Here is a 12,758-nt window from a genome sequence, read left to right on the forward strand (position 1 = left end):
ATACAATAATGCTCTGTACTCTTGGTGCATTATTTCCATGACTGCCACATCTCCTGCTCCCTTTTCTCCCCAAGAAATTGCTGCTCAAGGTATTAAACCAGAAGAATACGCAGAAATTGTGCGACGCTTAGGTCGTCATCCCAACAAAGCCGAATTGGGAATGTTTGGGGTGATGTGGTCTGAGCATTGCTGCTACAAAAATTCTCGCCCTTTACTCAAACAGTTTCCCACTACTGGCCCCCGCATCCTTGTAGGGCCAGGAGAAAACGCTGGGGTTGTAGATTTGGGTGAAGGGCTGCAACTAGCATTTAAAATTGAGTCTCATAACCATCCCTCAGCTGTTGAACCCTTTCAAGGTGCTGCCACCGGCGTTGGTGGTATTCTCAGAGATATTTTTACAATGGGTGCGCGTCCCATCGCTTTGTTAAACTCGCTCCGGTTTGGTTCTTTAGAAGACCCCAGAACCCAAAGGCTCTTCTCTGGTGTAGTTGCAGGAATTTCCCATTATGGTAACTGTGTTGGAGTTCCCACTGTCGGCGGTGAAGTGTACTTTGACCCTGCTTACTCCGGTAATCCTTTGGTGAATGTCATGGCACTAGGATTAATGGAAACGCCAGAAATTGTCAAATCTGGAGCATCCGGTATCGGGAATCCTGTATTGTATGTGGGGTCTACCACTGGCCGCGATGGTATGGGAGGAGCTAGTTTTGCTAGTGCCGAATTAAGTGGTGAATCAATGGATGACCGTCCGGCGGTGCAAGTAGGCGACCCCTTTTTAGAAAAGTCATTAATTGAAGCTTGTCTGGAGGCATTTAAAACAGGTGCAGTCGTCGCTGCTCAAGATATGGGGGCGGCGGGTATCACCTGTTCTACTGCTGAGATGGCGGCGAAAGGTGGTGTCGGGATTGAATTGGATTTAGATAAAATTCCGGTGCGAGAATTGGGGATGATTCCCTATGAATATCTATTGTCAGAATCTCAAGAACGGATGCTGTTTGTTGCCCACAAAGGACGAGAGCAAGAGTTAATTGATATTTTCCACCGTTGGGGACTACAGGCTGTTGTTGCTGGTACGGTAATTAGCGAACCCATCGTCAGGATTCTATTTCAACGTGGAGTAGCAGCAGAAATTCCGGCTGATGCTTTAGCAGAAAATACCCCCCTGTACGAGCGTGAGTTGCTAGCAGAACCACCAGAATATGCTCGTAAAGCTTGGGAATGGTCGCCTAATGCTTTGCCGACTTGTACATCTCAGGGTATTAAAATTCAAGGTAATTTGCAAAGTTGGCTTGATATTTTATTAACTTTACTAGATACACCCACGATCGCCTCCAAAAATTGGGTGTATCGTCAATATGACCACCAAGTCCAGAACAATACTGTCATCCTTCCAGGTGGTGCAGATGCGGCAGTAGTACGCTTACGACCACTGGAAAGGAAGCAGGGGAGCAGGGAAGCAGGGGAGCAGGGGGGAATTAACCATGCCTTAAGCGGCGTTGCTGCGACAGTAGACTGTAATCCTCGTTATGTTTACCTTGATCCTTATGAGGGAGCGAAGGCAGTAGTAGCAGAAGCAGCACGCAACCTTAGCTGTGTGGGTGCAGAACCTCTGGCGGTGACAGATAACCTCAATTTTGGTAGCCCCGAAAAACCCATTGGTTACTGGCAATTAGCAGAAGCTTGTCGCGGCTTGGCGGAGGGTTGTCGAGAATTAGCCACCCCAGTAACAGGTGGGAATGTTTCTCTATATAATGAAACCCTTGATTCCCAAGGCAACCCCCAACCGATTTACCCGACTCCTGTTGTGGGAATGGTGGGATTAATTCCAGATTTAACCAAAATTTGCGGTCAAGGTTGGCAAACCCCAGGTGATGTAATTTATCTTCTCGGCTCATCTCCCAGCAACTTAGGCGCATCAGAATATTTAGCTACCCTTCACAGCACTGTCGCAGGTAGACCAAGCAAGGTAGATTTTGATTTGGAACGTCGTGTGCAGAAAGTCTGCCGTGAGGGTATCCGTTCCAGTTGGGTAAGTTCAGCCCATGATTGTGCTGAGGGGGGTGTAGCTATTGCCTTAGCAGAATGTTGTCTGGCTGGCAAGCTAGGAGCGCAAATTTATTTAGACGCTACACAGTCACAACGCCTTGATGAATTACTCTTCGGTGAAGGTGGAACAAGAATTATTGTGTCTGTAGCATCAGCACAACAAGAAAATTGGGAATCCTACTTACAGGCACATCTGGCTCAAGCATGGCAAAAAATAGGTACTGTGGGTAATACCGATGGAGGATTGGCGGTTTTAACCACTGATAACCAAACCTTAATCCAAGTTAGTATCAAAGAAATGAATGATCGCTATCAAAATGCGATCGCCAGACGCTTAAAACTAAAGGCTAGAGGATAAGAAGAAGCAGGGAGCAGAGGGGGAAAATTCCATACCCAAGGACTTATGCCCTAGTCCTCCTAATTAATGACTAAATTCCCCCAAATCAATAGCATCTTTAGACACAATTAGGGTACTGTTTTAATAGATGGTTAAAGATTTATTAAGAACAGCCCCACTGTCCAGTTAATAGAATTAATCCCAGTGACACCAATTCTCCGAAATTCAACAATATATCTAAACTTAGAAGCTCTTGTGACATCTGGATTTCTGAATTTTGAATTTTTGAATTTTGAATTTTGAATTGGTATGACTTGACACCCCCACCAGGAGCAAAGCTAGCATGATTCCCATTGATTCCGTCACTTTGGATGAGTACCCCCAGCAGATTGACAACCCAATCGATAGTCTGGAAAGTCGTCCGGACAAGCCAGAAGAAGCTTGCGGAGTTTTCGGCATCTACGCACCAGGAGAAAATGTTGCCAAACTGACTTACTTTGGATTGTATGCCCTGCAACATCGGGGTCAAGAATCAGCTGGCATTGCCACCTTTGAAGGGACAAAAGTCCACCTTCACAAAGACATGGGCTTGGTGTCTCAAGTGTTTAATGAGTCGATTTTGGAAGAGTTACTAGGGAGTGTCGGCGTTGGTCATACTCGTTATTCCACCACCGGTTCTAGCCGGAAAGTGAATGCCCAACCCGCCGTAGTCGAAACCCGGTTAGGCTCATTAGCACTTGCACATAATGGTAACTTAGTCAATACTGTGAAATTGCGAGAAGAGTTGCTCAATAGTAACTTTAACCTAGTAACCACCACAGACTCAGAGATGATTGCTTTTGCGATCGCCGAAGCAGTCAACGCAGGTGCAGATTGGTTAGAAGGAGCTATTCAGGCATTTCATCGCTGTGAAGGTGCGTTTAGTTTAGTCATAGGCACTCCCGTTGGCGTGATGGGTGTACGTGATCCTAATGGCATTCGTCCTTTAGTGATTGGTACTGTACCAGGGAATCCCATCCGCTATGTTTTATCTTCCGAAACCTGCGGTTTAGATATCATTGGTGCAGAATACCTGCGCGATGTCGAACCAGGTGAAGTAGTTTGGATTACCGCAGAGGGTATGGCTTCCTACCACTGGAGTCAAAAACCCCAGCGTAAACTATGTATTTTTGAAATGATTTACTTTGCCCGTCCTGATAGCCAAATGCACAATGAGAGTCTGTATAGCTATCGGATGCGCCTAGGACGGCAACTAGCGAAAGAGTCTTATGTAGACGCAGATATTGTTTTTGGTGTTCCTGATTCTGGCATACCAGCAGCCATTGGATTTTCGCAAGCTTCTGGTGTCGCCTACGGTGAAGGACTGATTAAAAATCGCTATGTAGGACGCACCTTTATTCAGCCTACCCAAGCCATGCGGGAATCGGGCATCAAAATGAAACTTAACCCTCTTAAAGATGTACTGGCGGGTAAAAGGGTGATTATTGTTGATGACTCGATTGTACGGGGTACAACTAGCCGCAAACTAGTGAAAGCTTTGCGTGAAGCCGGTGCAGTAGAAGTACATATGCGGATTTCTTCACCCCCGGTAACTCATCCTTGCTTCTACGGTATCGATACCGATAGCCAAGATCAGCTCATTGCTGCGACCAAATCCGTAGCAGAAATTGCCCAGCAGCTAGAAGTAGATAGCCTCGCTTACCTGAGTTGGGAAGGAATGTTAGAAACCACAGGGGAAGACACCAATAGTTTCTGTTCGGCTTGCTTCACGGGAGATTATCCTGTAGCGATTCCTGAGCAGGTGAGACGTTCTAAGCTGATTTTGGAGAAGGTAGTAGTTTAGGGATAAACGAAAAATAAATTACTTTTAGGGTGGGTTAAGTTACGGCTAACCCACCATTCTTTTAGGGTTGATAGTGCCTATTGACTTTTGCCTTGCGGCACTCTCATCCAAGCTAAAATATTAAAATCCCCCGCAGTGGTAGCTTATGAACCAGCCGACAACAGAAAGAGTACGCTGGACTAACGCCGACTTAGAGTTGTTTCCAGATGACGGAAAACGCTATGAAATCATCGATGGAGAATTATTGGTGACAAGATCGCCTCATTGGAAGCATCAAAAAGCTTGCGTCAGAATTAGCACAGCTTTAGATAATTGGTCACAAGAGACTGATTTGGGAGAAGTTGTGATTGCTCCCGGTATTATCTTAGGGGATAACGATAATATCATTCCCGATGTCGTTTGGGTTAGTAAACACAGACTAACTGAACTATTAGATGAAGCTGGACATTTGACGGCTGCACCAGAATTAGTTATAGAAGTTTTATCTCCCGGTAATGAGAACGAAAAACGGGACAGAGAACTAAAACTTAAGCTTTATTCAACACGAGGTGTAAGAGAGTATTGGATTGTTGATTGGCGCAAACAACAGTTGGAAGTATACCGACGCGAACAGGGAAGTTTAAAGTTAGTAAAAACCTTATTTCCAGGTGATCAACTGGAATCGCCCCTACTACCTAATTTTACTTGTGCGATCGCTCGTTTATTTGCTTAATCAAGAACTAGCTATTGCCTATTGTTGAACTTCAATTACCTAGCTGTGCTTTAAAAAATCCACTTTAGGCAACAATGGGTCAGTGACAATACCTACGCCTGTAAAACCCCAGCGTTTCAGCAAACTGCCTAACTGCGTACCAGGAAGAGACTCTACAGCAAAGCGGTTTGCTACTTCTGGTGCATGAGTATTGAGATAGCTAAGGGCATCAAAGTTTTCTTGAAATAGTAATAAATAAACAGATGCGTCTTCATTCGGACGAGCAGTGAGATAACGTCCATCAGCTTTTGAACGCAGTATGTAATAGACTTCGGAGAGCATGGAGGTAGGTAACAGGGGACAGGGGACAGGGGACAGGGGACAGGGGACAGGGGACAGGTAACAGGGGACAGGCAACTAAAATTATGTGTCTAGACGAATGCGGGGGTCGGCTACTTTGAGTAACAAGTCTGCCATGAGGTTGCCTATGTTGAGCAATACGGCACTCATTACTAGACTCGCCATGACTAAATACTGGTCTTTAGCAATTACCGCCTGTAAAGTTAATCTCCCTAAGCCTGGCCAGTTAAAGAACTGTTCCGCGATAAATGCACCGCCCAATAAACCTGCTAACTCAAAGCCTAACAAAGTGATGAGGGGGTTAATGGCATTACGCAGCGCATGGACGTAAATCACACGATTTTCTGGGAGTCCTTTAGCGCGTGCTGTTTGAATGTAATCTTGGCGCAGTACATCTAATAATTCGCCGCGCATAATGCGTTGTAAGCCTGCAAAACTAGTAATACTCAAAGCGATGGTAGGTAAAATCATGTGCCAACCGAGATCAAGAATTTTACCAAACCAAGATAAATCCGCATGGTCAATGCTAGTCATCCCACCCACGGGGAATAAAGGCGTGGTGAATTGGGCAAAGATGAGTAAAAACAAAACAGTGATGAAACTGGGAAAGCCTTGTCCAGTATAGCTAATTACCTGCAAAATTCGGTCAGTGGCTTTATTTTGCTTCACTGCCGCTACAATACCCAAGGGAATAGCGATCGCCCAGGTGATAACTAAAGACGCGATCGCTAAAATTAAAGTAGCAGGTATTCTCTCCCACAATAGAGACGCAACTGAACGCTGGTAAACAAAACTTGTCCCAAAATCTCCTTTGGTGACAATGCGCCCCAACCATAACCAATATTGCTCTATCCAAGGCTTATCCAAACCAAACTGCTTGATCAGTTCTGTAATTCTCTCTGGAGAAATTTTCGGATTTTGTCGCAGTGTATCTACATAATTACCTGGGGATAATTTCATGATGAAAAACGACAGTGCCGATGCCAACAATAGAGTCAACAGTGCCTGCAATATTCGCTTCACCACATAAATGAACGTTTCGCTGGTGATAAACCTAATCAACCAGTCCCAAACTCTATCCCCGGAAATTCTTGTAGAAGTCATTATGCCTTTTATCCTTTGTTCCTTTGTCCAGTGGTGTTTGGTTTCAAAGCCATGAGTCAATGACTATTGACTAATATTCAACTAGAGAAATAATTGGCACATCTGGTAAATATTTGCGCCCTTGTAAATCCCGTAGCTCGATAATAAACCCAAAACCTACTAATTCGCAGCCTATTTGCTGCATTAATTGGGCTGTGGCAGTTGCTGTTCCTCCTGTCGCAATTAAATCATCTACAATCAAGACTCGGCTACCTGGGTGCAAAGCATCTTGATGCACTTCTAAACAGTCAGTACCATACTCTAGTTGATATTCAACTGAATGAACTGCTGCCGGTAGCTTGCCTTTTTTGCGGACAGGAATAAAACCAGCACCTAATCTATAAGCTAACGGAGTGCCAAAAATGAACCCTCGTGACTCCATACCCGCAACATAATCGACTTCCAAACCAGCTTCATTACATTTTTCTGTAAGAAAGTCAATAGTGTATCGCAAACCTTCGCGATCGCGCAGTAAAGTAGTGATATCCCGAAACATAATTCCGGGCTTAGGAAAATCTGGAATGTCGCGAATTAGAGATTTTAAATCCATAATTATGGGGATTGGGGATTGGGGATTGGGGACTGGGGATTATTGTCTTTAATTTTGAATTTTGAATTGGAGCATTCGCGTAGCGTCTGTCTACGACACGCTGCGCGTTTCCTTCGGAACACTACGTGAACGCGAAGCGTCCCGCAGGGAACGTAGAGAAGCGACTTGACTTCCGCCTTGCGGCTCTAGTCCCCTGTCACCTGAAAAATCGTACACTATAATGTCATACGCTTGGGATCAGAGCATTGATTTCGTCATCCATTGACGATATGGAGAATCTACACCAAGCTGAAGATAGATTAATACTCACACAACAAGAGAGTAAAATAATGCTTTAAAAACTTAAATTTACGTATAGGTCAACGTGAGAGTAATACAAGTAAGTTAATGTAGATATCCATTAGACTTGTTATTGCTACTAAAAGTTTAATCTTGCTTTTTAGCTGTTTATCTTAAATTAGTTGTACTAGTTTTGCCTAGTCTATTAGAGCCGCACAAGGTATTTTATAGAATGAATGTTTCTGCAAGCTTAACGCCGTTTAATAGTCCAACCCCTCCATCACTGCCGATGATTTTGGACACTTTACCAGATCCTGCGATCGCGGGACAGGGATGTCCTGCTAGAACTAGGTTGCAAATTGATCTGATCTTATTGGCGATTGAAGCTTTAGAATTGGGTGGTTCTGAAGCCATTCTCACTTTTGCCCAAGAGTTGGACTTGAAAGTCATTGTCAAGGACAGGGTAAATTTGTGGCGGATGCGGAGTTCTAACCCCATCAGAAGAGCGCATATTCGCCGCCCTTTAACTATTATGGAGGCAAAAGCTTTAGTAGTAATTGCCTGTTACATCGCCCGGCGTTTAACAGTTGTGATCCGCCAAATGCTGATGATCTGTCAACAAATGAACGACAAGCAGATCCCCCTAGAACAGAATCTACGTCTATCTAATTACCTAGAACGCTTTAGAGCGCATTTTAAAAGCAGAATGAACGCTCGCCGGTTTGGTGCTTTGGCCTTAAATTCTGATGAAAAATTAAATGAATTAGCTATAAATTTGTTGGGACAATTGCTATTTTGTACTGGTACAGCTGGAATGCAGCGTTTCTGGATTAGTCTTTTTGACGGTGAAGTAGAATGAACATTCAACGTAAGTACAGTCTGCCTAATTGTACATTGCTTTTAGAGGGATTAAGTGATGCTACCAGAGGCACACACTTCCAAGAAATGCGCCCTGAGCTTTCAATTTTGGTAAATGCAGAATGCTATATTTCCAATTACAATCAACCCCTTGTGGGAGGAAGAGAATTTTTTGAAAGTTTAGTAAGAGCAGTTAGTGGTTATGCTCAAGAGTTTTTAAGTAATGTGCCAAATCCACAAGCACATAATCAAGACTCTGAACTGGTAGAATTACAGAACATAGATGTGAACCGCCATAGATTAATAGTTCACGCTGAGAATGCACCAGATGAATTTAATTCTGGCTCTAGCAATCATCTACAACCCATTCAAATAGATTTGAATACGGTACAGTTGTTTGATTTAGTGGAAGCTGTAGATCAGTTTTTTGCGGACACTCAAACTTTACCAGAGTTATCCCTAGAATTACAACCAGTAACTAGACGTTATGGCGGTGCTAGTCAAGCTGTTATGAAACAGGCAGTACCCGCAACTATTGGTGTTTCTAGTTTAGCTGTGGCAGCGATCGCCTTTAGCTTGATTCCTGCGCCAGAAATACGCCCACCAGAAACCAAGCCAGAGGAACAGAGTTCTACTACCGATACTACAGCCTCACCAACAACAACGCCCACAACCGCAGCAACTCCCACACCTACACCTACATCAGCCACCACAGCTGCCGCAGCAACTCCCACGCCAACGCCTACAGAAGCCGCAACTCAACCCGTAGTTAAGGATTTAGAGGCACTTTTAAATAATGTTACTGAAATCACTGATCCCTCTCAACTACGTGTTTTAAATCGGCAGGTTTGGAATCAAATCAACCCAGCTTGGAATAGCCGCACAGAAGTTAAACAGGATTTAGTTTATCGCGTAGGTGTAGCGGCAGATGGTTCAATTGTGGGTTACAAAGCAGTCAACCAAGGGGCTAACAAAGGTATAGAATCAACACCTCTGCCTAACTTACTTTACAATCCTGCTAACCGTCCTCCTATTGCGAATGAGCCAATTGCCCAATTTAAAGTAGTTTTTACTAGCAAAGGCATACTAGAGGTTAGTCCTTGGCGCGGCTATGCGAGAACCCCGGAAGTAGTCGGTACAAAAATCTCTGATGCTAATACCATCAAAACTTTAAACCAAAAGCTTTACGATACAGTCCGGCAAAATTGGAGTGGGACTCCCAGCTTTAACAAAGATTTGAAGTATCGAGTAGCCATCAATAAAGATGGCACAATTGCTGATTATGAACCTCTCAACCAAGTCGCCTTTGACTATTTCCGGGAAACACCCTTACCCAAAATGTTCCAAGCCGTGTACGGTTCAAATGCAGCAGCCCCCAACAGCAAGGAAGCTTTAGCCCACTTCCAGGTCACATTCAAGCCTAGTGGTCAATTAGAAGTTGCCCCTTGGCAGGGATACCAGTAATAATTCGTAATTACTAATTCGTAGTTCGTAATTAAGAGCTACGAATTACGTTTAATGTGAATTAAGTCTTGAAACCCTTGTAGTTTCTTCATTAATTCCAAAAATAAATTTTAGACGAGTCTTAAAATTATCGTGGGATAAGAGACGTTTTTCATTCACATCAAGAGTGAACTACGAATTACGAATTACGAATTTATCTTGTAATTCTCCTCATATAATTACCCCACAACTGAGCAGCCTGTGCGCTGCTACCATTGGTGGGGGAATTATTGTCGTTGCCTAACCAAATACCTGTCGCTAGTCGGCGACTAGGGATAAAGCCAATAAACCACAAATCAACGTTCTTATCAGTTGTACCAGTTTTGCCTGCTTCTCCTAGTCCAATGGCAGCACTGCGTCCAGTACCCCGTGTAATTACCTGTTGCATCAAATTAGTCATCTGATCAGCTACGGCGGGTGATAAGACTCGCTGATTGGCATTTCGGTCTTGGTCAAAAGAATAGATGACACGACAGGTTTTCAAATCATTGCGATCTTTACAATCACTACTATCTAAAATTCTACTGATGGCATGGGGAGGATTCCACACGCCACGATTACTAATCGCACTAAACGCACCAGTCATTTCTAAAACGTTGACTACACTTTGACCCAATATCAAACCAGGTACAGGATCAAGTGATGACTTTACACCCAAACGTTTTGCCATCGCCACCACTTTATCTAATCCCACTTCCCTACCTATCCGCAAAGCAATAGGGTTTTCTGAAAGTGCTAATCCTGTGGCAACATCTAAATTCACGCCTGCACCAGCACGACACGGCTTATAAGTAAACCCTTGCCAGGGTAAAGAGGCGCAGGAATAAGTTCTAGAGGTGGGTATGCCTTGTACAAGTGCCTGGGTGTAAGCAAAAATTTTAAAGGTAGAACCTGGCTGTCTTTTAGCTTGCACAGCGCGATTGAACTGACTTTGACGATAATCAGTCCCGCCAACCATTGCCAGAATACTACCTGTTCTGGAGTCCAGTGTCACCATTCCCCCTTGAGAAAACCGAAAAGCCGAGCCGGCGGTACTGACTGAATTTTGTAGAGATATTTCGGCTTGCTCTTGAATTCTGGGGTCTAGCTGGGTTTCGATAATGTAATTTCCTTCTCTGGCTGCACCTTCACCTAATATGTTTTCTAGTTCCTGAAAAACATAGTCATAAAAATAAGGAGCTATAGTTTTAGCCTGCTGCTCACATACTTTAGGACTAACTTGCACCGTTGATCTTCTCGCTCTGTTAGCTTCCTCTTGGCTGATTTTGCCCATCTCTAACATCCGCTTAATTACACGATTGCGATAATCAGCAGCGTCGAGTTTCCTAGGGCCATCTCCACAAAAATTAAAAGCATTGGGAGCAGGTAAAATTCCTACCAATGTTGCGGCTTCCGCTAGAGACAAGTCTTTAGCTGACTTCTCAAAGTAATACTTACCAGCATCCTCAAAACCAGAGGTATTTGCCCCTAAAAACACCCGATTCAAGTAAGTCAGCAAAATGTCATCTTTGCTGTAAAAGGCTTCTAACTTCAGGGAAACAATGGCCTCCCTAATTTTACGCCCCAAGGAATCTTGTGCGCCGACATAATCACGAAATAAACTCCGGGACACCTGCTGGGTGATGGTGCTAGCTCCTTGCTGCACATCTCCACTGCGGCTATTAATCAACACAGCCCGTAAAATGCCCAAGGGGTCAACCCCAATATGCCAGTTATAGCGGCTATCTTCAGAGGCTACTACCGCCGCAGGTAAATAACGGCCAAAATCTTCTAGACGCTTCATGTCCACGTGAGCCACGTTCCGAGGTTCACGTAATGGGGTGCTACCATCACGAGCGTAAACTACTATAGGAGCGCGGGTAGCTGTTGGTAAAGGTCTAACTTTAAATTTGAACGATTCAACCCCAATTACCAATCCTAACAAGGCACTTACGCCAGCAATCCCATAACCTGTCCAAGTAGCTGCTTTCACGTAGAAAGGTGGCGGATCGACATATTGCAATCGTACTGAAGCTGCTAGTTCTGGTGGGCCTAGGGTGAGAATATCGCCATGACGTAGTTCTAAGGTGTTAACTCGCCGTTTACCGCGATAAATGCCATTGGTGGAGTTTTCATCTTTGATAGTAAAAACTGGGGTACGCTGGGAAGAATCCCGTGATAACGACAAGTGAATTTGGCTGACAACTGGGTTGCGAATGACTATATCAGAGGATTTGGAACTGCGACCCAGTATATAGCGATCGCCTAACAGTGGATAAACCTCCGCTTTATCTGCCCCTGCGTCCTGCACCCAGAGTTCTGGTACTTTGGCATTAGGCTTGAGCGCCAGTTTAGAAAAATCAACCCTAGCTTGAATCGTATGTACTGCTTGAGTCAGTTGACCAAGTAAAGTTTGTGATTTGTGAGGAGGTTGGGGAGAGTTCATCGGCTGTTTACATCACGGTGAAGAGTGAAGAATCGGGCGAATGGCAGTCTCTATAATTGGTTTTACACCATTTTACTCCTAAGCCAAAAAATTAATTGGCTATACGGAATTCTTGCCGATTCAATCTTACATCAATAGACTAGCTATTCAGTAAAATTACTTTGTTGGTTGGGGTACTGGTTAATACAGATACAATTTTCCACTTCTAGTCTACAATGCTGATTTTAGCTAATGTTAATTTGTTGCATAACCAGAAGGAACACTTTTACTTTTGTATTAATTAAAACTTACTATCAATAAATTAATGATTGAATTTTCACTACTTTTACATATCCACATACATTACAACAAAAGCAAACATCTTCATTTAGGAATATTTTCTAAAAATCTATTGTCTGTTTTAATGGTGCGAGTGTTCCATTTCCGTTGAGGTTAAGTTCAGAATTATGGGAAAATCTCTGTCCCTGATTGGTACAGTCCTGACTTTAGCAATCACAGCTAATGTTGCTGTTGCTCAATCCAATAAATCCCCTATCGCTCAATCTAGTAGCTCATCCACCAGTTCATCAACGGAAATTAAATTATCACCAGAAGGATTTGAAATTCTGTGTAAGCGTTTCCCTCTCAATTCCCGTTGTGCAGGTAATCAATCTGTCACACCTAATGCTGATAGTACCCCAGTAGAAACCCAACCTACTGAAGACACAACTCCAGCACCAGAAA

9 protein-coding genes and 1 pseudogene are annotated in these 12,758 nt (G+C 43.8%); 6 read left to right on the forward strand and 4 right to left on the reverse strand.

Annotated features, from left to right (window positions below):
* The first annotated feature begins 37 nt into the window (after positions 1–37).
* The 3 genes from purL to VB693_RS12980 all read left to right on the forward strand — a co-directional run bounded on the left by purL (position 38) and on the right by VB693_RS12980 (position 4,938).
* Positions 38–2,404, forward strand: a complete 2,367-nt coding sequence (purL, locus tag VB693_RS12970; protein ID WP_323266631.1) for a phosphoribosylformylglycinamidine synthase subunit PurL — start codon at positions 38–40, stop codon at positions 2,402–2,404.
* A 322-nt stretch (positions 2,405–2,726) separates the two neighbouring features.
* On the forward strand, positions 2,727–4,226 hold the full coding sequence (gene purF, locus VB693_RS12975) for an amidophosphoribosyltransferase (RefSeq protein ID WP_190707940.1): 1,500 nt from the start codon (positions 2,727–2,729) through the stop codon (positions 4,224–4,226).
* 145 nt (positions 4,227–4,371) lie between these two features.
* Positions 4,372–4,938 carry a Uma2 family endonuclease gene (locus VB693_RS12980; RefSeq protein ID WP_323266632.1) on the forward strand — a complete coding sequence of 189 codons (567 nt, stop codon included), beginning with the start codon at positions 4,372–4,374 and terminating at the stop codon, positions 4,936–4,938.
* A gap of 39 nt (positions 4,939–4,977) precedes the next feature.
* Here VB693_RS12980 and VB693_RS12985 read toward each other — a convergent pair whose 3' ends face one another.
* The 3 genes from VB693_RS12985 to VB693_RS12995 form a co-directional block, all read right to left on the reverse strand.
* A complete protein-coding gene (locus VB693_RS12985; protein ID WP_190707942.1) occupies positions 4,978–5,259 on the reverse strand; it encodes a hypothetical protein in 282 nt (93 codons plus the stop codon).
* A gap of 81 nt (positions 5,260–5,340) precedes the next feature.
* A complete protein-coding gene (locus VB693_RS12990; protein WP_323266633.1) occupies positions 5,341–6,381 on the reverse strand; it encodes an ABC transporter permease in 1,041 nt (346 codons plus the stop codon).
* Positions 6,382–6,451: 70 nt separating this feature from the next.
* Entirely contained in the window at positions 6,452–6,970 is a 519-nt protein-coding gene (locus tag VB693_RS12995) for an adenine phosphoribosyltransferase (RefSeq protein WP_190707948.1), read from the reverse strand.
* A gap of 511 nt (positions 6,971–7,481) precedes the next feature.
* Between VB693_RS12995 and VB693_RS13000 the strand changes: the two genes are divergently transcribed.
* Together VB693_RS13000 and VB693_RS13005 are read left to right on the forward strand one after the other, a co-directional pair.
* A complete protein-coding gene (locus VB693_RS13000; protein WP_190707950.1) occupies positions 7,482–8,108 on the forward strand; it encodes a DUF3038 domain-containing protein in 627 nt (208 codons plus the stop codon).
* Entirely contained in the window at positions 8,105–9,571 is a 1,467-nt protein-coding gene (locus tag VB693_RS13005; RefSeq protein ID WP_323266634.1) for a DUF4335 domain-containing protein, read from the forward strand. The genes VB693_RS13000 and VB693_RS13005 overlap by 4 nt, the downstream gene beginning before the upstream one ends.
* Before the next feature lie 193 nt (positions 9,572–9,764).
* On the opposite strand, the gene VB693_RS13010 is transcribed toward VB693_RS13005, so the two are convergent.
* On the reverse strand, positions 9,765–12,035 hold the full coding sequence (locus tag VB693_RS13010; RefSeq protein ID WP_323266635.1) for a transglycosylase domain-containing protein: 2,271 nt from the start codon (positions 12,033–12,035) through the stop codon (positions 9,765–9,767).
* A 446-nt stretch (positions 12,036–12,481) separates the two neighbouring features.
* Here VB693_RS13010 and VB693_RS13015 point away from each other — a divergent pair.
* Positions 12,482–12,758: pseudogene (locus tag VB693_RS13015) on the forward strand (hypothetical protein); the annotation flags it as partial.

It is taken from the genome of Anabaena sp. UHCC 0399 (assembly GCF_034931465.1).
GTDB lineage: Bacteria > Cyanobacteriota > Cyanobacteriia > Cyanobacteriales > Nostocaceae > Trichormus > Trichormus minutissimus.